Origin of the sequence: Legionella pneumophila subsp. pneumophila str. Philadelphia 1, from assembly GCF_000008485.1 — a bacterium.
Lineage (GTDB): Bacteria > Pseudomonadota > Gammaproteobacteria > Legionellales > Legionellaceae > Legionella > Legionella pneumophila.
Genome location: NC_002942.5, coordinates 3,280,497 through 3,301,560, shown reverse-complemented (window position 1 = coordinate 3,301,560; position 21,064 = coordinate 3,280,497). Strand labels below are relative to the sequence as shown.

The window sequence follows — 21,064 nt, the reverse complement described above, 5'->3', positions numbered from 1 at the left end:
ATATACTTTATTCATCAAAGAAAAATAAGAATAGCAATGATTTTTATTGAAACTCCAATTTTTACAGAAGACGTGAAGGAATTATTATCTGATGAGGAGTATGCTGAGTTTCAAGAGTATCTTGCTGATAATCCTTTAGCTGGAGACGTAATTCAGCAAACTGGCAAACTGGCAAACTGGCAAACTGCGAAAAGTTCGATGGTCATTTCAAGGCAAATGGGAAGCGAGGCGGTGTTAGAATTATTTATTATTATGTAACTCCTGCTTCACAAATAAGACTCTTACTTATTTATAAAAAAGGTATTCAAGATGATCTGACTACAGATCAAAAGAAAATGTTACGGCAATTAAATGAACGGTGGTAATCATGGATAAAAAATTATTTGAACGATTATACGAAAGTATGACTCAGATGAACGAAATTATTGATGGTGAGCGTGTTCCTTCACGTGAGTTCGTAGTGGATGCTGTTCATGTAAAAGAAATTAGAAAAAAAACAGGCCTAACCCAAGAAAAATTTTGTCATTTAATTGATGTAAGTATTGGAACATTAAGAAATTGGGAGCAGGGGAGAAGAGAGCCAACAGGTCCTGCAAAAGCTCTTCTTCGCGCAATAAATAAAGATCCTGAACATGTATTAGCAGCATTAGCTGGTTGATAATTGATGTTTTAACTTTCTATAAAAAGTGCAGACAGTGTCGGCACAATTCAAAGTTTCTCTAAAGGAGCTTTTAACTCAAAATATAGAAAACGAGCTTAGCAAGCTTATATGACCGATAAAATTTGCCAGGGTCAGTAAATAGTATTCTGATGGCTAGATAATAAATGATGAAAAGTTCTTTTGATGAAATGAATAAAAGAACCTTTTTTATTGAGCGACTCTTAAAAAAGCCATTTGCTTTATCCTGTGCTTTTGGCAAGCAGTATGGTCGCATTCAGGCTTTGTTTACATGCTAGGTGTAGTTTTTTCCTGAGGCGGTTGTGGGCTTGATACCATAGGTTTTATTGAATAGACGCCACTTGGGAAAAAACAATTGTCGGCAAGGATTGCCCCTGTAATCAGCTGGGTAAGCCGATTGGCTTCGGCACATCTCGAATCAGTGGCAACCTCTTTCGCTTTTTCATCTTTATTTCGCATAACAATCCTGTGAAGTTAATCTTTGCAGAGGACACTATGATGGTTTCATGTCATACAAACGAAGCAACCGGGTACCGAACGAATCCTTACAGGAAAACGAAGCTTATGGAAGGCCAACAAGGAACAGGGAGTAAATTCATAACGCCCCCTGTTTCCATGAAAATATTTCAGGGGGCAGGACGATGAATCGTATTGGACAATAAGGCTATAACGCGGTGACGGTTTAATAATAGTCTCCGTATTGACTCAATTACGGGCAAGCAAGGTCTGGCATTGGCCCGACCTTGCTTAAATTTCTAAAAAACACACTATTATTCCTAATTAGTTATAGTATACTTTAACTAAACAATCTTTTTAGTGTTTTTTTATGAAAATTTCTACTCATGAATTAATTGCAGTAGTATCCCAATTTAATCCCTGGTGGAGAGGTGAATCCATTCAGGATTTACCTACTTGGCATAGAGCAGCTTACCAAGAGTTGGAATTATGGTTAATTAAACCACCTGTCCCCAGAGCAATATTTTTGTCTGGAGCTCGACAGATAGGTAAAACAACCCTTTTGTTACAAGCTATTGATAAGCTTTTGAAAGAAGGGGTAAAGCCAGGAAATATTTTGTATGTAACTTTTGATCATCCATTAATAAAAATGTCTGATATTGATGCTGTATTAGAGGCATGGAGGGAACGAGAACCTAAAACAGGTGATTTAGAATATATTTTTATTGATGAAGCTCAATTCATGCGGAGTTGGGGAACATGGATTAAACACCAAGTCGATTTTTCAAAGAGTAGAAGAATTTTTTTTACGGGATCTGCAACACCAATTATAGAAGCAGATCAAGAGTCAGGGGTAGGGCGTTGGCATACTATTCGTCTAACAACACTCTCATTTTATGAATATTTACAAATAAAGAAGATTGATTTGCCCCAGTTACCAACTGTTAAGACCTTGCGAGAATTATTCGAGTGGCCACAACAAGAATTTTATAAGGTTAAAGAATTAGCGGTTCATTATGTAGGACATTTTCATGAGTATTTATTACGAGGTGGATTTCCACAAACAGCTCAAGTTGAAAATATTACCCAGGCACAGCGCCTTTTAAGAGAAGATATAATTGATAAAGTACTAAAAAGAGATATGACAGCACTGTTTGGTGTTCGTCGTATTTTAGAGTTAGAGCAAACCTTCCTTTATCTATGCATGCATGATGGGGGATTGCTAGATATGACTGATCTTTGCAGTAATCTTGAAGTAAAGAGACCCACAATACAAAATTATATTTTTTTGTTGGAGGCTACAAATCTCATTTATCGCTTACCTCCCTTTGGTTACGGTAAAGATATTTTGAGAGCAAAATATAAAATTTATTTAGCAGACGCAGCTATAGCTCCAGCTGTATTACTGAAAGATAAAAGTATTCTGGATGATCCTGAATCCTTAGGTATTGCCACAGAAACAGCTGTGTTTAAACATCTATTTGCTCGATATTACTCGCAAAATGTACGGTTTAGTTATTGGCGCGGCACCAAAGACCATGAAGTGGATGTTGTAGCACAGATTGGTGATCAAATAATTCCTTTTGAAGTCAAATATCGTTCACAACATACGAATGCCAAAGCATTGAAAGGATTGTTAGAACTATGTAAGAAAAAAAGTATTGCTCATGGTTATGTAGTAACTAAATCGTTAGATGACTTCGGTATTATGAAAGCCCTACCAGAAATTAAGACAAATATTATGCAGATACCCGCACCATTACTTTGTTACTGGATGGGAGAATCAGAATTAAGGCAGACATTTGGGGTTTAATTAGTTGATAACTTAATGCCGTCAAATAATTTATTGAACACTGACGCAAAATAACTTATGGCAAATATTTATCCCTCAAAATGTTTCTCAATAAGTCATTGTTACCTTGAACCAGGGTAAGCTTTAATTTTCTTAAACAAAATGGAGTATATAGTCCTCTCTTAGATGGAAGCTCTTTCACTGCTTTGCTGAGCAGATATTTGACGCTCCTCACTGATTAATTCAATCCATTTTTTAGGTGTCATGTCGTTTTGTATCAATAAGTTGATCGCTGCACTAGGATATTGACTTTGTGTAATGGCAAAATAAAAGTAAGCGGTCAATTTGCTTCTGCATAAAGCCCAACCACTTTTTGCGACACATTGTTGCAAACTAGGAAATTCAATTTGATCTTCTTTGACTAATTGTTGCAGCTTTTGAATCGTGTTAGGGATGCATGCATCAAAAAATAATGTGGTCCCTTGCTGTCCCCATACGTCACTTAATATAATTCTTTTTAAAATGTTCAAGTCACAAATTTGTTGCTCTTGCGAAATAGGTTTCTCAATTCTATGTGTTACCGGTTGCCCTAACATGGAATGTGTCCATTGTTGATAATAAGCTCGACCGTAAATTAATATACCACCCAAAATAAAATCAAAGGCAGTTGGGGCTGCATACCAAAGAGCAGTGAAGAAATTAGATTTGATGACGTCCACTTTGGGGTAGGGATACTGATGGTTATTGGTTTTAATGATATGTTTGCGATCGTATTGCATTTTTAAAGGTTCATATTTAACCAGGGATTTAGCTTGGTATTGATTCTGACCAATACTTATCGTTTCTTCCTTCTTCGGTACTCCTCCATCGACTATTGCTAAATGAAAGTTATGATTTAAAACATGTTCATAACCCAGAAAATGACAATCAGGATTTTTAGATAAGGTATTTGCTAAATGTTGTCGCAATGCCTCCCCGACTTTAATATTAGGATCATAAAAATCTGGATGTTTGGCTAAATTCATTACCCAAAATACATTGACTTTATTCTTTTCACCAGCAGGAATATCTCGTAACATCATTCCCCAACAATACCCAATAACTTCGTCGTTTTTATCCTTGGCAATAAAACAAATAGTCTCTTTATAATGTAACATTGAAGATAGGACGATATCCCCTATAAAAGGCAAATCGCCAAAATTTGCTCCATGGGCTAAAGAATCGATACGTTTAATTTCCCCCATTGCTTTATTAAGTTCAGCAGTATTATTGGGATCTAAAATCTGAACTTCTTTGAAGCCATAGGGCTTACCTTCCATCATTTTTAACGAAAAATTAAAGGTACATTCGCCATCTAACTTTTTGTGGTGTTTAATTTTAAGAGGATTTTGATTTCTGCAATTTAACAGATCTGTCCATAATTGATGAATGTAAAGTAATTTTTCATCATTTGGTGAGGTATTTCGCAAATTGATTAATTGTTGGGTGAAACGATGCACATATTCTGTATGGAGATAAATAGCATGGCTACTGAAATCAACAACAAACTCTGCCGTCATTAATTTTTTGATTTCGGATAAGTGATATTCAACAGGATCTGTATATGATTTTACTATTGCCTCTAATGAACTCCATTTGCGTTCAAGTACATCGATTTTTGAATACGACATCTATATTTCCTTGTAATAAATTTTCGGAGAAATCTTAACATGGCAATTTACTTGGCCAAATCCTATTTTGTCAATAAAGATTAGGCCCTTTTTAAATTTAAAAGGAGCTATCTTCATATGGAAAAACTATAACTCTCGAGACAGGAGTTTTCATTGTGCTGTGTTGACATTAGATAGAGATCACCTGCGATGGGGGGAGGGCCTTGGATCGGATCCCTATTGACACAAACTTTCTAAAGGAATACTTGAGAATTTAGAGTACAGATATCTTTCATTGCCAGTTTGGGCGTGGCTATGGGAAGATCAACTTATCTCGAATGTTGAAGTTCTCACGGATTTTCCCAAATCGCGAAATTGTTTCAACACTGTCGAAACAATTGTCTTGGTCCCACTTCGTGATGATTTGGGTTCTAATGTAATGAACCGTCTTACCCACAATCCTTTGATGATGGATGGTTTGTTTCAGTGCGTGTAAAATATTCAATTTTATCAATAATGGATCCCCATGAGTATTTTTCGTAGTGTATTAATAACGTTACTTTTTATTTCATCCGCAATGGCTGCAACTCCTGATCAGGTAACCTATTTGCCAGGTTGGGGTCCCATTAAGAACAATCAATATGCTGGATATTTTCCTGTTAATCCAAAAGCGGGATTATTTTATTGGTTTGTAGAATCAAATAATCCATCTATGGATGCTCCCATTGTTTTATGGTTGAACGGTGGCCCAGGGGCAGCAAGTTTATATGGGTTTTTTATGGAAAACGGTCCTTATCAGGTGGATAAAAATGGGAAATTAACTGCCCGCAAAGATTCATGGACAAAAGCAGCTAACTATTTGGTAATTGACCAACCGGCAGGAGTCGGTTACTCCTATGGTTCCTCAAAATCTTATGGCAGTGAAGGGGAAGCTATTGATCAGTTACAAGGTGCATTACAGCTCATTTTTAAAAAACACCCAGAGCTCTATGGGAAACCTCTATTCTTAGCTGGTGAATCTTACGCAGGAAAATACTTACCGCAGTTAGCTATTCGTCTTCTCAAAGATAAAAATATGAATCTAAAAGGGCTATTATTAGGCGATCCTTGGATTAACCCCCGGCTACAGCAAAAAGCGAATATTGATTATGCCTATTATCACGGGCTGATTGACAACAAAGCAAGAAAAAGAGTGCGAGTCTTATACGAAAACTGTGTTAAAGAAATTGATAAACAATCACCCTCCACATCAAAGGCAAACAAGACTTGTGAACAAATACAAGAATTTATAAAACAGGAGAGCGGAGGACTTAATTTAGCTAATATTGCAACGGGGGTTGAGCCAGAAGATACCAACATGGTCAACTATTTAAATCAAAAAGTAGTTAGAGAAGCGTTGCATATTCCTGTGACTGTATCGGAATTCAAAACATTTAGTACGGCGGCGGCCAAAAAACTAGAAATAGGTGAACAAGATTCCGTGGCTGACTTGTATCCACAATTGTTAGCGGCTGGCATTCGTATATTAATATATAATGGGCTAGAAGATGGAAAAGATTCAAATTTTCTAAGTACTGAACTGCTGCTCGCTTCGCTCGATTGGCATGGCAAAAATGCATTTGCAAAAGCACCAACTTGCATATGGCGCACTAACAATGAAGTGAGTGGATATGCGAAAGGAGCGGTTGGATTAACGCAGGTTAAAATTCGTGGTGCAGGCCATCTAGCACCAATTGACCAGCCAGCAAGAGTTTTCGATTTATTCAAACATTTTATAAATGATAAACCCTTATGCTAGATTTGGAGAAAGCTTGCTGCATTGATAAATTGAATTCACGAAAGTAATTTTTTAACTAAGCTTAACCACTCAAATAATTAGACTAAATACTATTTATAGTATTCAGCAACCTATATTACACAATATTTAAGTAGTATCTATCGTACCCCCCAAATCCCCTGATTATTGTTTAGAACGCTTTGCAAAAAGAACAAGCATCCTTTGAAGTGCTGGATTTTAGTGTATAACCAGAGTGTATTCACAGAGTTATCCACAGAAAATGGGGATAAGTGATCAATGCAATTGATGTATCAATACTTGATAAGTCCTTGCAGGACAAGGGGTTTTGTAAAAAGAGTATGATCTGAGCTGGTCATGACATTGGAGGGTAGGAATAGTTATTCACAGGAAAGGAGATGCACTTAATATGTTAATCGCTTTACATCGTAACAAAAAAAAAAATAAAAAAACAGTCTTGACTAAGTCAATTTTTTGCAAAAGCTCCTGGTTAAAAATTAATTAAAAAAATGGCTGATGATTTTATCGATATTGCTACTGACCCAATACGGCAAATGCATGGACAATTATTTGATTCAAATTGATTAGAATGATATAAAGTGCACCCGTAATGGCTGCATCGCCTAATGTGATGCGCCAGGAGATTAAATAATATACCACTTTTAAAAGGCTAGACTTTTAATTTGACAAGCTTATGTTGTATTCACTGATTAAAAAATACCATACTGCACACCGCCTATCCGACTATTCTTAGCAATATCCCGCTATTTTTTATTTCTATCCAATTATTTCAACGCACTGTCTCTTTAATTAACGTAAAGAGCAATATCAGTTTTTTTAATATGTAAAGGATGTCAATATGCATGTGTTAGATCCCTTAACTCTTGAAGAAATTCAGGAAAGTTGTGATATTTTAAAACGAGAAAAAGAGCTCTCCGACAGTTATCGGTTTGCCTGGGTGATGACTTACGAACCGCCTCAACAAGAAGTTTTGCATTCAAGTGATACCGATTTCGACCGTTGTGCTTTTCTCTCTGTTTTTAATAAAAAAACGAATGAAACCTTTGAAGCAGTCGTAAACCTCAACAGTAAAAAAGTCGTGGAATGGAAACAGATTGTCTTCGAAGCCCCGCCTTATGGTAAGCCGCCTATTTTAATTGAGGATTTTCAAAAATGTGAGCAAATCGTTAAAGCCGATCCGACCTGGAGAGCCGCGATGGAAAAGCGTGGGCTTGATGATGAACAAATTGACAACATTCAAGTAGACGCATTTTCTGCCGGCTATTTTGATGAAGAGGAGGAGAGAGAACAACGGATTGTCAAAGGGATAAGTTTTTACCGTGATAATTTAAAGGATAATGGTTATGCCCGTCCCATTGAAGGGGTTGTCGCGATAGTAGACCTTGGCAATGAGAAGGTATTGCGTGTCATTGATGACGGCCGCAACGTCCCAATTCCTAAAGAAAAAATCAATTACGATTCGGATTCTTATCCTGAAAAACGCAAAGACTTAAAACCACTGGATATTATTCAAGCAGAAGGGCCAAGTTTTAAAGTAAACGGCTGGGAAGTCAATTGGCAAAATTGGTCATTCCATGTTGGGTTTACGCCGCGTGAGGGATTGGTTTTGCACCAGATCAAATACCTGGATGAAGGGAAAGAAAGGCCAATTATTTACCGGGCCAGTGTGACGGATATGATAGTCCCCTATGCGGACCCTTCCGTGAGTCATTACTGGAAAAGCGCTTTTGATGCGGGTGAATATGGTCTTGGCAAATTGGCAAATGAACTAAAGCTCGGATGTGATTGTTTAGGCAACATTTATTATTTTGACGTTCCTGCGGCGGATGACTTCGGCAATTCCAGATTGATTAAAAACGCGATTTGCATGCACGAGGAAGACGCGGGCACCCTGTGGAAGCATTATGAAACACGCAACAGCACCTTTGAGGTTCGCCGTGCTCGTGAGCTGGTCGTCAGCTTTTTTACTACGATAGGTAACTACGACTATGGCTTTTACTGGCGATTTGGACAGGATGGCAGCCTCAAACTGGAAATAAAACTGACTGGTATTGTACAAACAGCGGCAATATTTCCTGAGGCTCAGTATGAATGGGGAGGGAAATTGACACCGGAGCTGGCAGCACCTACGCATCAGCATTTTTTCAATGCCCGCCTTCATATGATGGTTGATGGTGAAAAGAACTCATTCAGTGAGCACGAGTTTTATCCTATCGCCATGGGTGGAAAAAATCCCTATGGAAATGCGTTTGGCAGCAGCCAGAAAACATTTGAACATGAAGGTGAGGCAGCCCGCTCGGCTTGTGCGCAAACCCAGAGAACCTGGAAGATATTCAATCCCAATAGCGTCAATGGCATTGGCACAGCACCCGCTTATAAACTGGAATTGCCAGAAACCCCCTTACTGCTGGCAGATGAAGAGAGTTATATTTATAAACGCGGGGGATTTGCCAGCAAGCAGGTGTGGGTAACACAATATGATCCTCAAGAAAAATACGCGGCAGGAGATTACCCCAATCAGAGTTCCGGGGGTTGTGGTTTGCCTGCGTACATCAAACAGAACCGTAAAATTGACAATGAAAATTTGGTTTTGTGGGTAACGCTGGGGTCTACGCATTTTCCAAGACCCGAAGACTTTCCGGTCATGCCTACTTCGATCATTTCTGCCAAGCTGCATCCTTTTGGTTTTTTTAAGAGGAATCCGGCTATGGATCTTCCTCAAGGCAAAGTACAGGAAAAAGGGGATACCTGCTGTTCTTCATTAACTTATTAATGGATTGGAACCAAGCACCTTCTTGAGGAGAGGGTGCTTTCCTGTTGGAGCTTAAAAATCAAAATCTCTCAGGACTTACGAAAAACCCCAATCTCTATGTTAAAAAATGTTTTTAATTCGGTCATTTAGTTTATCTAAACTCCCTCATTAAAAACATTTTTGCCTTGACCTTGGAGTTTTTCGTAAGTCCTGTCTCTATTAAAAGAGTTCCTGTCTTTAATTTTCCTCTTTTTTATCCAGCTTGTGACCATCCAGATGACGTTCACTGCGTTCATTGTCTTGTTTTTCTTGTTGCTTTTCTTTTTTTGTCCTTCCAAATTTTATGCGATTTTCAGATGCTTTTTTTTCTTTTTCCAAGCGAACTTTAGCCTTTCTTTTTTTATTAAGATTAATGATGTCTGCCATGGCACTCTCTGTTGTAAGACCTTGTTTATACTATAGCGCATAAAACCAGGGCAAATCATCTCAATACACAAATCGATCGAAATAGAATGATCTGAAAGTATACACTTTGAGAATGGGAAGGACTGTCGCAAGATAGCATTTTCAGCATTGTTTTTTATGACACTTTGCAAAAAGAGCAAGCATCCTTTTAAGTGCTGGATTTTAGTCTATAACCAGAGTGTATTCACAGAGTTATCCACAGAAAATGGGGATAAGTAATTAATACAACTCACGTATTAATATTTAATAAATCTATACAGGGCAAGGGGTTATATAAAAAGGGCATGGTGTCAAATGCTAATGAGATTAAAAATAAAGACAAGTTATCCACAGAAAGCGAGATGCTAGTGAAGGTATGGGACGCTCATTATGATAACAAAAAAAAAATTAAAAAACAGTCTTGACTGGCACAATTTTTTACCTGAAAAAGATTTGGATAGACTGGCATCAGGAATAATGGCAATACAAAAACAGCTAATCCTGCTATAATTTTTGAACAAAAGGTGAGCCCCTGTTAGCAGGATTTTTCACTTTAAATCGTTCACTGACGGCTTCTGAGACTGATGGCATAGAGGGTGTTCAGGAGATTTTCTCATGAGTCGAGTTTTCAAAGGAGCATGAAATGAGTGACTACCTCGATAAAACCGCAAGCTTAACCCCAGCCATTAAAAGAATAGTGTGCGACAAAGCCACTGAATATCCTCATACTGGCTCTTATAATCAAGTAGCGACTCATGGCACGTATTTATGCAGGCGCTGTGGTCTGGCGTTGTTTCGTGGTGTCAGTCAATTTAGCTCAGGCTGTGGCTGGCCCAGTTTTGACGATGAAATAGCTAACGCTGTGGCAAGGAAACCGGATGCGGATGGTCAGCGAACCGAGATATTATGCGCTCGTTGTGATGCTCACTTGGGGCATGTTTTCACAGGGGAATACATGACGTATAAGAATTTACGTCATTGCGTTAATTCCGCTTCATTGGATTTTGTCGCGGATAATGAAGTACTGGACACAGAAGAAGCCATCCTTGCAGGGGGGTGTTTTTGGGGAGTGGAATATTATTTAAAACGAACTCCCGGAGTATTAAAAGTCGAGTCGGGCTATACAGGTGGCCATGTTTCAGAGCCAAGTTATGAGCAAGTATGCAGTGGTACTTCAGGGCATTATGAGGCTGTGCGCGTCGTCTATGATGCTGCTAAAACTAATTATCATGACATTGTAAAACGATTTTTTGAAATTCACGACCCAACTCAGACCAATGGACAAGGTCCCGACTTGGGCCACCAATATTTAAGTGCCGTGTTTTATTTTAATCAGGAACAACGCCAGGAAGCGGAGTTATTGATTCAGTTATTAAAGAAAAGGGGGTATCAGGTTGTAACCCAATTATTGCAAGCACAACCCTTTTGGCCTGCTGAAGACTATCATCAAGATTACTATTTTAAACACCACAAAATTCCTTATTGCCATAAGTCAGTCGATCGTTTTGGCTAGTTGTTCCGGAAGATTTAATCTCATCATAGTCGCACTGATTTAGAAGACAGACAACTATTGGCATATTCTTCAAGATCATCTATTGCGCACGTGCTTTCAAATTCTTCTGCACTGCTTGTCTTCATTTTCAAGTCTATGGTGTTTCTCCATTTGATCGCTTTCTTCATGATTCTTTCATTGCGCTTTATGTTCTCTGGTGTTTGAGGTTGGTCTTCAAAAAAACTACAGTGCTTTAGGAGAGAGTGCTTGAAGGTTTCCTCTTTAGAATTAATATATGGGGTAGAGTTCAGAATTTTATCATCTGTGATGATGGCTCGGCTTTGTGCACCTCGTAATATCCGAGGGGGTAAGCTGGCACAATGCACCGGAAAATCAGTATCGAGTTTTGCAATTTTTACCTTGTCACTTACCTCGGCTTGTTTGTCCATAAAATCATAAATATTTTCATATTTATCCTGGGTAGACAACATGCTGGCGCAATCCATAGTAAAGGTGGCGCACCCTGCGCGCGAGTGCTGTAATTTAACATCCGGGATGTAGATTTTTATTGAAAGATCTTCGTTTTCATCAAGCAAATCCTGGAATCCAACTTCATTCGCTAATATTTGAGCAGTGTTATAGGATAATTGTGCTCCCAAACTGTCAAGCACCAAAATTTTTAAAGTATTATTGCCCTTTTCAATGGAATATTGCAGTTCAATTAATGACCAGTGGCGCACACCGGATTTCTCTCTATCCAGATAGGCAATTTGTACCTTGAAATTGTTTTCAAATAATTTTGGTGAATGACAACTGCTATAAATAAAATCATAAAGCTTATCACGGCGTTCATAATCACAGACAAAACCGGTAAATGGATAACCTGATTCTTTTGATTCCCGATATTTTTTCTTTAAACTAAAGGCCATTTCCAAATCATGTGCGGAAAATGCAGGGAATTCGTCTAGAGAAAACTTATCAACGGTTGTTTCTGATTTACTAAAGGCCATACAAAGAACCCCATTTGTTTGTATTTTTATTATATGAAATGTTTTTACATTATTCAATTTGTTTCTTGTCCATGTCGTCGTAACTCCATGAAAATCATTTAACAACAAAAATAGCCTATAATTATAATGTACAATATTTTTCAACTGCATAAGGGATATCGATTTATGCAAGGAGTGCGTTATGAAAATATTAGTCAATTCATCCGTTTTGGCAATCGTTTTAGCGTTTTCAACACCACTATTCGCTGATGATACGCAATGGATGACAGAGCATAATTTGGTGAAAGGAGTTATCACTTTTCAAGATGATTCGCAAATTCAGGTTTATGCTGCTCAAGCCGATCTTGATAAATTGCAACAGAATCTTGCTAATATTCAATCGGTTGAAGTACAACCTAATCAAACCGACTCTACAACGTCACCAAATCAACAGAGTGAATAACACAGGTCTTGTCCGAGTTAAACGCCATGTGCTGTTTCCAGTTTAGCTCGGGCGTGTGTTTTTTTTGTGGTCAGAATTTTGGTTTTCTGAATCTGTCTGCTGATATTGCTGATCAGCCTTTTCCGCTTTGCGTTGGTTTTCATACAGCTGAATTTCATTGAGTTGTTGCTGCCAAAATGAAGAAGTATGTTCTTTTAATTGATTGAGTTTTCGTACGAGCATGCCAAGGTGGGTTGCCAGCATGGGAAGCTTTGATGGCCCAAACACAATGATAGCGACAATGAAAACAAGTAATAACTCACCAAGACTCATGATGGTTTATGATCGTCTTTTTGAGTGTCATTTGTTTCCTCACTATTCATGGCTTTGCGGAAATTCTTAATCGCTTCACCAAGGTCAGAGCCTATTGTTTTTAATTTGGAAGTGCCAAACAAGGCTATAATAATGGCTAGAATTAATAAAAGTGATAACGGACTTATTCCACTTAATCCCATGTTAGTTCCTTATCTTGCGGTTGATGAGTACAAAAATTCCAGCTAAAACAGAACCAGCTATCGTGATGGTTGTGAGATGATTATAATCCAGCAAATCAAAATAGCTAATGACGCCTAATGATAAAAATGAGAAAAATACACCCAGTCCCATACTCTTCCATTGGATGGTCTGATTGTTATTTTCAGATTGCAAGCGTGTGAGTTCATGGACTGTTAACAACTGATCCTTTTTCATCTCCAATATATCAAAAATCAGTTTGGGCATATGGGGGAGTTGCTCGGTAAAAAAGGGCAGATTTTGCTTTAAGCGTTTAATGAATGCTTTAGGCCCCATTTGTTCCCGCACCCATTTTTCAAGGAATGGTTTTGCTGTAGCCCATAAATCCAATTCAGGATAGAGTTGTCTGCCCAAACCTTCTATCGCCAACAGGGTTTTTTGCAGCAAAATCAGTTGGGGCTGCACTTCCATATGAAACCTTCTGGCAACCTGGAATAAACGGAAAACCACTTGTCCAAAGGAAATATCTTTTAATGGCTTTTCAAAAATAGGTTCGCAAACGGTTCTTATGCTGCTTTCAAATTCTGCAACAGGGGTGTCACGCGATACCCATCCTGACTCCACATGTAATTCCGCTACGCGCTTGTAGTCACGGTTAAAAAAAGCGACCAGGTTTTCAGCCAGATAACGCTTGTCATTATCTGTCAGAGTCCCAATGATGCCAAAATCAACACAAATATACTGAGGGTCTTTGGGGTTTTGGTAGGAGACAAAGATATTTCCCGGGTGCATGTCTGCATGAAAAAAACAATCCCGGAAGACTTGAGTAAAGAAAATTTCTACCCCACGCTCGGCCAGTTTTTTAATGTCAATGCCGTGATCTCTAAGACTGGCTATATCGGTCACGGGTATGCCATGAATGCGTTCAATGACCAGGATATTATGATGGCAATAATCCCAATAGATTTCAGGTATATATAACATCGGAGATTGATTGAAATTTCTTCGCAATTGAGCGGCATTTGCCGCTTCTCTCATTAAATCCAGTTCATCCAGTAAGGTATGTTCAAATTCCTTGACTATCTCTTTGGGTTTGAAGCGCTTTCCCTCAGGCCAATAGCGGTCAGCCAATGCGGCGATGGTGTACATGATACTTAAATCTTGTTCTATAAGCCGGCGCATATTGGGCCTTAGTATTTTTACAACGACATTTTCCCCTGTCTTCAGGGTTGCCGCATGTACTTGTGCCATGGAAGCGGAAGCCAGGGCGATCGGATCAAATTGGGCAAAAACATCATAGGCAGACTGTTTATAGGCCTGTTCAATGATGTTCATGGCGATATGGCTGGGGAATGGAGGAACTTTGTCTTGCAGTTTACTTAATTCTTTTGCGATGTCTTCAGGAAGTATATCGGGGCGTGTGGAAAGGGCTTGTCCGAATTTAATGAAGATGGGGCCGAGTTCCTCCAGCGATTTGCGCAGCGCTTCACCGCGCGTTAATTTCTCCTTGCGAAGCCAGTTCCATGGGTTTAAATACACTATAAAACGTAAAGGAGCAAACAGTTTGATAGACACAACAACATTATCTAGACCATTTTTGGCTAAAATATAATTGATATGTATAAGACGAATAAGTTGCTTAATTGATTTCATAACAGCTCATCGGTTGTTGATTTCGAGCTTCCAGCCGCTCAATATGCAATGATAATCCATCCAGATCCTGAATAAAATTATCCAATCGTTTAATTGCCTTCATCATCGCTCATTAAATTATTGATATGGGCTTGAAGGCGATCAACACTTAACACCAATTCATCAACCTCGGCAAAAAAATCTTCCAGTTCATTTCTTGAAGGACAAATGCGTAATTCTTCCTGAAGAAATTCGGTGATGTTTTGTTGCATCGAGGTGCTGAATTGATTTTTAAATTCCAGTCCTTTACGTACAAAAGAGCCAATTTGATGAGCCACCACATCACCTGTGAAGTGAGCCAGGTGCCCTTCCCAGTCAATATCTATTTCGTCAAATAGTTTCTTTACGCTTTGCCCCAATTCAATGTCGCCTGAGATGCGTATCTTGTCATTAAATAAAGAGCGGGCTTTCGATGTGGGTAATAAGCTCAAGCGAATCAATCCTATCGGATTGCTGTGAATGATTGTATCAGGGCGCCCATCAATGCGATGGAGCAATTGCATTTCACTCCCTTTAAAGCGAATGTAAAAATTAACATTTAAGGGGGTAATGACCATTTCAAGCGTTTTGCCGTCGAGTTTTTGAAGTTTTTGCGGCATTTGCTCATCAAGCTTCATCGCCTGATTGATGGCTGTTTGTAATGCTTTCAGCGAGTATTCTTTTAACATAATCAACTCAATATTTGTAGGCGATATGCAGAGCGACTATACCGCCACTTAAATTATGATAATGACAATCCTCAAATCCAACCCGTTCAATCATTGCTTTTAATGTTTCCTGATCAGGATGCATTCTGATTGATTCTGCAAGGTATTGATAGCTGGCTTCATCGTTAGCAACAAATTTTCCGATTTTTGGCAAAATGTTAAATGAATACCAATCATAAACGGGCTTAAGTCCAGGAAAAACTGGTGTTGAAAATTCAAGCACCATTAATTTCCCACCCGGTTTGCATACTCTGTACATGGATTGCAGCGCTTCGTCTTTATCAGTAACATTTCTAAGTCCAAATCCCATAGTGATGCAATGAAAACTGTTATCCGCAAAAGGGAGGCATTGCGCATTACCCTGAACATAACGAATGTTTTTAAATAATCCCTCATCAAGCAAGCGATCGCGGCCAACATGGAGCATGGCTGCGTTGATGTCGGCAAGAATAACTTGTCCGGAGTCGCCCACTTTTTGCAATAATAACCGGGTTAAATCACCGCTGCCCCCGGCCAAATCCAATACGCTCTGCCCAGGTCGAACATGACTTAATTCAATGGTATAGCGTTTCCATAGATGATGAATTCCCAAGGACATCAGATCATTCATACGATCATAATTTTTAGCAACAGAATGAAATACTTCTGCTACTTTCTTTTCTTTCTCATTCCAGTCTACTGATTTAAAACCAAAATGGGTGGTTTGTTTCTGATTCGTCATATTTGCCGGATAGTATCATTAAAGTGTTCATATTAACCGATAATCATTAAGATACCCAGTTAAAAATTGTATACTTTTTTTTATCCATGTACAGATGAAAACAGGGGTATTTCCAGGATACACGCTACAAATTTTGCAAGGTAATTAAATAGTGGTTTTCATCTGGCGGCCTATTGTTTTTTTGGGAAAGCCATAAGCATTCTGCCAATTGATCCATGATTAAATGTTCAACAGCCATGGGATCCTGATATTTTTCTATTAACTTGGTGTAAACAGTACGGATGCCTTGTGGCCTATCGGTCGCTACTTGTTCGCGAACGGCAAGATGAAGCCCCATATGAAGGAAGGGATTGGTTTCGCCTAATTCAGGATAATAAGTATGTTCAGGAAAAGATGGAATTTGTTCAATGACTTTATGGTATTCCGGATGATCAAGAATCACTTGGGCAATTTCTTTTTCCAAGGGAGAAAGTTCTTTTTTATTCTGGTACTTATTCCAGCTGATAAAAAATAGCTGTCGAGTTTCTTGTACTGTATCGCCGTAAAACATAATGGCCCGATTGATATAAAATGATCCATTTTAACTGAATAAAAAAGTAACAACAATGTTGATGTGCAAATATGGTAAAAATGTTGACATTAATCAGTGGAGTATGAGATATTTATTTTGCGAGGTTGGACTTGCTATGTGTCATTCCACTGGGTCAATTGGCGACACACTGATTGGCCCTTTCTATTATCCTAAAACCCTGACATGAACTCTCTATGGCTTAATCTATAAGCTGCTTGTGATTAATTTCATCGCAATATAAGCCATTAAAATACCACTAAGTAACTCTATTTTTTGCCATACTTTATTTTGGGTTAATAGGTTTGAAAAATAACGAGTAGTCATCGTTAATGAACTGAACCAAATCATGCTGGCAGAAATTACCCCTGCTAAAAAAGCCAGTTTATGGTCAGGATATTGACTGCTGCCGCTGCCCACAATCACCAGGGTATCTATAATGGCGTGAGGATTAAGCAGACTAAACCCCAGGGCAAATAAAATGATTTGCATTCTTGTATGAGGCTGATGTGTTTCTACAACGGTTTGTTTGTTTTTGGACAACGCGCTTTTTAAGTTTTTTATTGCATAATAAATTAAAAAGGCAGAGCCTAGCCATACCATCCAGATTTGCAAGTTTGGATGAGCCAAAAGCAATTGATGTAATCCAGCGACACTGCCGCACACCAAAATGACATCGCAGAAAAAGCAAATGACGGCAGAGAGAGCCGCATGATTTTTTCGCGCACCTTGCCTGATAAGAAAAACATTTTGCGGACCTAAGGCCATTATCAATGATAATCCCAAGAGTAATCCATTAAAATAAATCAACATAATTGCATCAGGACAGTAAAAAAAAGGCGATTATATCATAATTTTGCGCAAGATGTTTTATTGTTGATTGATTTCACATGCTTTCTCCAGGACTTTATGCAACATGGGAGCAACTTTTGTGCTGGAGTAATGTTGCACTCTCTGAAATGCTTTGAGCGCAAGTTGTTTTGACAGGTCTTTGTCTCGCAAGAGGCGTTCTAAACCATCCGCCATGCTGACAGGGTCTTCTGGGGGAACAAAAAGAGCACAGCCTGAGTTACCTGCAATTTCAAGTGGGCCGGATAAGCGAGTGAGAACCATGGGCAAGGAATGCATCATGCTTTCCAGTACAACCAGGCCAAAAGATTCTTCCCTAGAAGGCAAACAGAAAATATCAATGCTTTTATAAAATGACTCTTTATCCTCAATCCATCCAAGTAAAGTGATTTCATGCTCCAAACCATGATGACGAATTAATTCGATGTATTGTTCTTTCTCCTTGCCGTCACCAGCAATTTTTGCTTGAAAAGCAACACCTCTCTTTTTTAGTTCCGCCAAAGCGTTTATAAAGACATCTACTCCTTTGATTGCAGCAAATCGGGCACAAACACCAATTATCGGGATCTGGTTGTTTTTAGGTTCTCTATATTGCAGGCCGTCTGGAATATGAATCAAATTGGGAATGGTAAATACCCGGCGCTCCTCTATCCCCGAATTGATAATATCCCGACGCATTTGCTCTGTGAGTGCAATAATCGCATCAGTACCAAAGTCATAGTGGCCTTTGACATGGCACACAGCTATCTTGGGGACTTTGGTCCTGGTTTTTTTGAACAAATAGGCTGCTCTGTAACTATGGGTAATGATGCAATCCGGTTGATGGATTTTAATTAATTTTTTCAGGCGATGAATTGCAAAAAAATCATGCTGATTGAAATTATGCACGGTGATTAAATGGTCTTGGGGGCAACTGTTCCTTATTTCTGCTTTGGGATGAATAATTGGAATGACCAGATTGCCTTGAGAACTTAAAGCTGGAATATAGTTTAAAAATACTTGTTCCAGGCCTCCGTTTACCTTGGAGAACATTGCATTAAATATTTTCACTTTAAATTTTCCTCATTCAGAGCTGTTCCTCTATTGATATAGAGGGGTAGCAATGGGAATGGCTAGCCTACATCAACCAAAACTTGCCCATTTTCTATCTGGGTTGGGTATATTTTTAAATGCTTCCGGGAGGACACTTTACCCAAAAGATTGCCAACAACAGGAGGCCAGGGGGACCAGCATTTCGCTTCGCCGGTTTTCAAATCAAATTCGCTTTTATGAAAAGGGCAAATGATAGAACAGGATTCTGTAATTTTTCCCTTGGTCAGTGGCAATTTTAAATGCGGGCACTGTGACTGGATGGCATGTACTTGATTATCATGCCAGATAATCAGTATTTTTTGGCCATCAATAACCGCGACTTCTCTGTTATTTTGCTGCAATTTGACTAATTCTACGGCAGGTTTGAAAGACACGTTAATTACCTCTATATTGAAAATCAGAGGATTATATCAGTGATGAATTTAATCTGTTAGTAGAAGGCTGATAAAATAAATCAGTTGTGTTATCAAAATTCCTTATTTTTGCTGAGTTAGCCCAGAGTATCGTATCAATGACCATACCTGAATGATGTCTTTGAGCCTGATTATGGCATTTCATGAAATGATGAAATTTCGAGAAAAGGTTGTGGGATATAAGGCAGGTGACAGCTGGGTTGGCATAATTATAATTTTTAAACAGGGCTGAATTTAAACGGTTGAATAACGTTGCAACTTGATAAGCGAGGAGTATACAATGCGACAATTATTCTGTCTCCTCATGAGAGTCGTGAAAAATAAGAACAAATAGGAGGGAGCGTGGGCTCTTTGGTTATAAAAAAATCTATTATTGCGGCGCTAGTTGTTGCACTGGGTATTGCAGGGCAATCTGTACAAGCTGAGTCTGTACCAGATGAAACGTTACAATCTGAAAAAGTACAGACGGAAAAAGTTCAGGCCGAAAAAACAGAAACAGATTTGTTTTCTCCCGTAGAGCAGATCATGAATCCTTTTTATCCCAAATACCCCCCGACCAAGCCAGCTACTGGCGAGCAAGCAGAGTTGATTAAACGTGGTGAGTATCTGGCAAAAATGGGTGATTGCATTGCCTGCCATACCGACGTTGAAGGGGGTACTCCCGCTTATGCTGGTGGTTTACCTATTAATACGCCTTTTGGCTTATTCTATAGCCCTAATATTACCCCCGATAAAGAAACGGGTATAGGAAATTGGACAGAAAAAGATTTTATTCGCGCTCTTAAAGATGGTCGTGATCCTAAAGGCAGAAATTATTTTCCAGTATTTCCATATGTCTATTTTTCCAAGATAACTGACGATGATGCTCGTGCTCTGTATGCTTATTTTATGAGCATTCCTCCCGTTAAGTTAAAGAACAAATCATTGCCATTTCCTTTTGGTGTCCCCGGGGCTCGCTTTGCTTTATGGGGATGGAACTTGTTGTTTTTCTTCCCTCAGGAAAATTCCATTGAATATGATCCTGATAAATCCCCTGAATGGAATCGTGGAAGGTATATAGTCGATACTTTAGGGCATTGCAGTATGTGCCATACCCCAATGAATATATTTGGATCAGCGAAAAACAGATACTATCTAACCGGTAGTTTTATCGATGGATATTGGGCTCCCAATATCACCAAATATGGATTGGAATCAGCGAGCCATCAAGAGGTAGCCGATGTATTTAAGGCTGGCGAATTAATTAATAAAGCGGGGCCCGTAGCTGGTCCTATGGCTGAAGTGAATCATAATAGCTTGAGTCACTTGACTGAAGAAGACAGGTTGGCTATTGCAACTTATCTCAAGACAGTAGAGAGTGAAGAATACCTTGGTGTTTCTCCTTCTGATTTGCCTCCTAGCGTTGCACGTGGAAGACAAGTGTATTTGAAGGCCTGTCTGATTTGTCATAAGGACAATAAAATGGGTGCTCCAGTGATTGGTGATTCAGCCAGCTGGTATACACGCTTGAAAAACAGCGGTTTAACTGGTTTATATCGACATGCCATTTATGGCTATAACCAAATGCCGGTTAAAGGCGCTTGTGTGACTTGTTCCGACAATGACATTATTTCAGCGGTTGATTATTTGCTCAATGCGTCCCTGACCCGGTCTCAGTGGCAAGATTTGGCGTCTGGCGGTGTTAAAAAATACCCTGCCAGTGGAAAGGCTGTATATAATGAAAACTGTGCTGTTTGCCATAATGAAGGCAAATTGGGTGCTCCTAAAATAGGCGATAAAGTGACCTGGAAGCCGCTGATAGCACAAAATATGGATGTTTTGATCGAAAACACAATCAGAGGGAAAAATCATTTGCCAAATGGTGGTTGCAATCATTGTTCGACAGATGAAGTAATTGAAGCGATCAAATACATGGTCAGTCAATCTAAAACCGAAGGTAATTATTCTTTGTGGTAGGGTTACCAGCAACATTTGAATAAATGAACTAGCTTAAACATT

At 38.9% G+C, this 21,064-nt stretch carries 23 protein-coding genes; 10 read left to right on the top strand and 13 right to left on the bottom strand.

Features of this window, described 5'->3' with window-relative positions; genetic code table 11:
* The first annotated feature begins 36 nt into the window (after positions 1-36).
* The 3 genes from LPG_RS14730 to LPG_RS15455 all read left to right on the top strand — a co-directional run bounded on the left by LPG_RS14730 (position 37) and on the right by LPG_RS15455 (position 957).
* On the top strand, positions 37-258 hold the full coding sequence (locus tag LPG_RS14730; RefSeq protein ID WP_010948600.1) for a hypothetical protein: 222 nt from the start codon (positions 37-39) through the stop codon (positions 256-258).
* Between the two features lie 109 nt (positions 259-367).
* Entirely contained in the window at positions 368-658 is a 291-nt protein-coding gene (locus LPG_RS14725; RefSeq protein ID WP_010948599.1) for a helix-turn-helix domain-containing protein, read from the top strand.
* 167 nt (positions 659-825) lie between these two features.
* The gene (locus LPG_RS15455; RefSeq protein WP_015443889.1) at positions 826-957 is read left to right on the top strand and encodes a hypothetical protein; all 132 of its coding nucleotides are present in this window, start codon (positions 826-828) and stop codon (positions 955-957) included.
* Here the strand turns inward: LPG_RS15455 and LPG_RS14720 are convergent.
* The gene (locus LPG_RS14720; protein WP_014327021.1) at positions 947-1,138 is read right to left on the bottom strand and encodes a hypothetical protein; all 192 of its coding nucleotides are present in this window, start codon (positions 1,136-1,138) and stop codon (positions 947-949) included. The genes LPG_RS15455 and LPG_RS14720 overlap by 11 nt on opposite strands.
* 367 nt (positions 1,139-1,505) lie before the next feature.
* On the opposite strand from LPG_RS14720, the gene LPG_RS14715 reads away from it, so the two are divergent.
* Positions 1,506-2,948: an ATP-binding protein gene (locus tag LPG_RS14715; protein WP_010948598.1), complete on the top strand. Its 1,443-nt coding sequence runs from the start codon at positions 1,506-1,508 to the stop codon at positions 2,946-2,948.
* 161 nt (positions 2,949-3,109) lie between these two features.
* Here LPG_RS14715 and LPG_RS14710 read toward each other — a convergent pair whose 3' ends face one another.
* A complete protein-coding gene (locus tag LPG_RS14710) occupies positions 3,110-4,597 on the bottom strand; it encodes a lpg2912 family Dot/Icm T4SS effector (protein WP_010948597.1) in 1,488 nt (495 codons plus the stop codon).
* A gap of 266 nt (positions 4,598-4,863) precedes the next feature.
* Here LPG_RS14710 and LPG_RS15490 point away from each other — a divergent pair, with 266 nt between their 5' ends.
* The 3 genes from LPG_RS15490 (at position 4,864) to LPG_RS14695 (ending at position 9,165) form a co-directional block, all read left to right on the top strand.
* A complete protein-coding gene (locus LPG_RS15490; RefSeq protein WP_223804321.1) occupies positions 4,864-5,016 on the top strand; it encodes a DUF1016 N-terminal domain-containing protein in 153 nt (50 codons plus the stop codon).
* 86 nt (positions 5,017-5,102) lie between these two features.
* A complete protein-coding gene (locus LPG_RS14700; RefSeq protein WP_010948596.1) occupies positions 5,103-6,374 on the top strand; it encodes a S10 family serine carboxypeptidase-like protein in 1,272 nt (423 codons plus the stop codon).
* Between the two features lie 856 nt (positions 6,375-7,230).
* A complete protein-coding gene (locus tag LPG_RS14695; RefSeq protein ID WP_010948595.1) occupies positions 7,231-9,165 on the top strand; it encodes a primary-amine oxidase in 1,935 nt (644 codons plus the stop codon).
* A gap of 216 nt (positions 9,166-9,381) precedes the next feature.
* Here LPG_RS14695 and LPG_RS14690 read toward each other — a convergent pair whose 3' ends face one another.
* The gene (locus LPG_RS14690; RefSeq protein ID WP_010948594.1) at positions 9,382-9,570 is read right to left on the bottom strand and encodes a DUF4169 family protein; all 189 of its coding nucleotides are present in this window, start codon (positions 9,568-9,570) and stop codon (positions 9,382-9,384) included.
* Positions 9,571-10,231: 661 nt separating this feature from the next.
* On the opposite strand from LPG_RS14690, the gene LPG_RS14685 reads away from it, so the two are divergent.
* On the top strand, positions 10,232-11,101 hold the full coding sequence (locus tag LPG_RS14685) for a bifunctional methionine sulfoxide reductase B/A protein (RefSeq protein WP_010948593.1): 870 nt from the start codon (positions 10,232-10,234) through the stop codon (positions 11,099-11,101).
* 23 nt (positions 11,102-11,124) lie between these two features.
* Here the strand turns inward: LPG_RS14685 and LPG_RS14680 are convergent, their stop codons facing one another.
* The gene (locus LPG_RS14680) at positions 11,125-12,090 is read right to left on the bottom strand and encodes a hypothetical protein (RefSeq protein WP_025862431.1); all 966 of its coding nucleotides are present in this window, start codon (positions 12,088-12,090) and stop codon (positions 11,125-11,127) included.
* Between the two features lie 181 nt (positions 12,091-12,271).
* Between LPG_RS14680 and LPG_RS14675 the strand changes: the two genes are divergently transcribed.
* Complete coding sequence (locus tag LPG_RS14675) at positions 12,272-12,532, top strand: hypothetical protein (protein WP_011216740.1); 261 nt, start codon at positions 12,272-12,274, stop codon at positions 12,530-12,532.
* 42 nt (positions 12,533-12,574) lie between these two features.
* Here the strand turns inward: LPG_RS14675 and LPG_RS14670 are convergent, their stop codons facing one another.
* The 9 genes from LPG_RS14670 to LPG_RS14630 form a co-directional block, all read right to left on the bottom strand.
* On the bottom strand, positions 12,575-12,844 hold the full coding sequence (locus tag LPG_RS14670) for a Sec-independent protein translocase subunit TatA/TatB (RefSeq protein ID WP_010948591.1): 270 nt from the start codon (positions 12,842-12,844) through the stop codon (positions 12,575-12,577).
* Positions 12,841-13,026, bottom strand: a complete 186-nt coding sequence (gene tatA, locus LPG_RS14665; protein ID WP_015443899.1) for a twin-arginine translocase TatA/TatE family subunit — start codon at positions 13,024-13,026, stop codon at positions 12,841-12,843. The genes LPG_RS14670 and tatA overlap by 4 nt, the downstream gene beginning before the upstream one ends.
* A 1-nt stretch (position 13,027) precedes the next feature.
* The gene (gene ubiB, locus LPG_RS14660) at positions 13,028-14,677 is read right to left on the bottom strand and encodes a ubiquinone biosynthesis regulatory protein kinase UbiB (RefSeq protein ID WP_010948590.1); all 1,650 of its coding nucleotides are present in this window, start codon (positions 14,675-14,677) and stop codon (positions 13,028-13,030) included.
* 89 nt (positions 14,678-14,766) lie between these two features.
* Complete coding sequence (locus tag LPG_RS14655) at positions 14,767-15,384, bottom strand: ubiquinone biosynthesis accessory factor UbiJ (RefSeq protein ID WP_015443900.1); 618 nt, start codon at positions 15,382-15,384, stop codon at positions 14,767-14,769.
* Positions 15,385-15,391: 7 nt separating this feature from the next.
* The gene (gene ubiE / locus LPG_RS14650; RefSeq protein ID WP_010948588.1) at positions 15,392-16,144 is read right to left on the bottom strand and encodes a bifunctional demethylmenaquinone methyltransferase/2-methoxy-6-polyprenyl-1,4-benzoquinol methylase UbiE; all 753 of its coding nucleotides are present in this window, start codon (positions 16,142-16,144) and stop codon (positions 15,392-15,394) included.
* Positions 16,145-16,268: 124 nt separating this feature from the next.
* Entirely contained in the window at positions 16,269-16,694 is a 426-nt protein-coding gene (locus LPG_RS14645; RefSeq protein WP_010948587.1) for a DUF1841 family protein, read from the bottom strand.
* 225 nt (positions 16,695-16,919) lie between these two features.
* Positions 16,920-17,525 (bottom strand): LysE/ArgO family amino acid transporter, encoded by a 606-nt coding sequence (locus tag LPG_RS14640; protein WP_010948586.1) that lies wholly within the window; start codon positions 17,523-17,525, stop codon positions 16,920-16,922.
* Between the two features lie 57 nt (positions 17,526-17,582).
* The gene (locus LPG_RS14635; protein ID WP_010948585.1) at positions 17,583-18,611 is read right to left on the bottom strand and encodes a glycosyltransferase family 4 protein; all 1,029 of its coding nucleotides are present in this window, start codon (positions 18,609-18,611) and stop codon (positions 17,583-17,585) included.
* A 62-nt stretch (positions 18,612-18,673) separates the two neighbouring features.
* Positions 18,674-19,027 (bottom strand): Rieske (2Fe-2S) protein, encoded by a 354-nt coding sequence (locus tag LPG_RS14630; protein WP_015443901.1) that lies wholly within the window; start codon positions 19,025-19,027, stop codon positions 18,674-18,676.
* Positions 19,028-19,408: 381 nt separating this feature from the next.
* On the opposite strand from LPG_RS14630, the gene LPG_RS14625 reads away from it, so the two are divergent.
* Positions 19,409-21,022, top strand: coding sequence for a c-type cytochrome (locus tag LPG_RS14625; RefSeq protein ID WP_010948584.1), 1,614 nt, complete (start codon positions 19,409-19,411; stop codon positions 21,020-21,022).
* Positions 21,023-21,064: the final 42 nt, after the last annotated feature.

Excerpts from the sequence above, each read along its gene's own strand:
- LPG_RS14675 (WP_011216740.1), top strand. The coding sequence starts at position 12,272 with ATGAAAATATTAGTCAATTCATCCGTTTTGGCAATCGTTTTAGCGTTT.
- LPG_RS14655 (WP_015443900.1), bottom strand. The coding sequence starts at position 15,384 with ATGTTAAAAGAATACTCGCTGAAAGCATTACAAACAGCCATCAATCAG.
- tatA (WP_015443899.1), bottom strand. The coding sequence starts at position 13,026 with ATGGGATTAAGTGGAATAAGTCCGTTATCACTTTTATTAATTCTAGCC.
- LPG_RS14720 (WP_014327021.1), bottom strand. The coding sequence starts at position 1,138 with ATGCGAAATAAAGATGAAAAAGCGAAAGAGGTTGCCACTGATTCGAGA.
- LPG_RS14710 (WP_010948597.1), bottom strand. The coding sequence starts at position 4,597 with ATGTCGTATTCAAAAATCGATGTACTTGAACGCAAATGGAGTTCATTA.
- LPG_RS14670 (WP_010948591.1), bottom strand. The coding sequence starts at position 12,844 with ATGAGTCTTGGTGAGTTATTACTTGTTTTCATTGTCGCTATCATTGTG.
- LPG_RS14690 (WP_010948594.1), bottom strand. The coding sequence starts at position 9,570 with ATGGCAGACATCATTAATCTTAATAAAAAAAGAAAGGCTAAAGTTCGC.
- LPG_RS14695 (WP_010948595.1), top strand. The coding sequence starts at position 7,231 with ATGCATGTGTTAGATCCCTTAACTCTTGAAGAAATTCAGGAAAGTTGT.
- LPG_RS14645 (WP_010948587.1), bottom strand. The coding sequence starts at position 16,694 with ATGTTTTACGGCGATACAGTACAAGAAACTCGACAGCTATTTTTTATC.
- LPG_RS14700 (WP_010948596.1), top strand. The coding sequence starts at position 5,103 with ATGAGTATTTTTCGTAGTGTATTAATAACGTTACTTTTTATTTCATCC.
- LPG_RS15455 (WP_015443889.1), top strand. The coding sequence starts at position 826 with ATGATGAAAAGTTCTTTTGATGAAATGAATAAAAGAACCTTTTTTATT.
- LPG_RS14725 (WP_010948599.1), top strand. The coding sequence starts at position 368 with ATGGATAAAAAATTATTTGAACGATTATACGAAAGTATGACTCAGATG.
- ubiE (WP_010948588.1), bottom strand. The coding sequence starts at position 16,144 with ATGACGAATCAGAAACAAACCACCCATTTTGGTTTTAAATCAGTAGAC.
- ubiB (WP_010948590.1), bottom strand. The coding sequence starts at position 14,677 with ATGAAATCAATTAAGCAACTTATTCGTCTTATACATATCAATTATATT.
- LPG_RS14680 (WP_025862431.1), bottom strand. The coding sequence starts at position 12,090 with ATGGCCTTTAGTAAATCAGAAACAACCGTTGATAAGTTTTCTCTAGAC.
- LPG_RS14715 (WP_010948598.1), top strand. The coding sequence starts at position 1,506 with ATGAAAATTTCTACTCATGAATTAATTGCAGTAGTATCCCAATTTAAT.
- LPG_RS14730 (WP_010948600.1), top strand. The coding sequence starts at position 37 with ATGATTTTTATTGAAACTCCAATTTTTACAGAAGACGTGAAGGAATTA.
- LPG_RS14685 (WP_010948593.1), top strand. The coding sequence starts at position 10,232 with ATGAGTGACTACCTCGATAAAACCGCAAGCTTAACCCCAGCCATTAAA.
- LPG_RS14640 (WP_010948586.1), bottom strand. The coding sequence starts at position 17,525 with ATGTTGATTTATTTTAATGGATTACTCTTGGGATTATCATTGATAATG.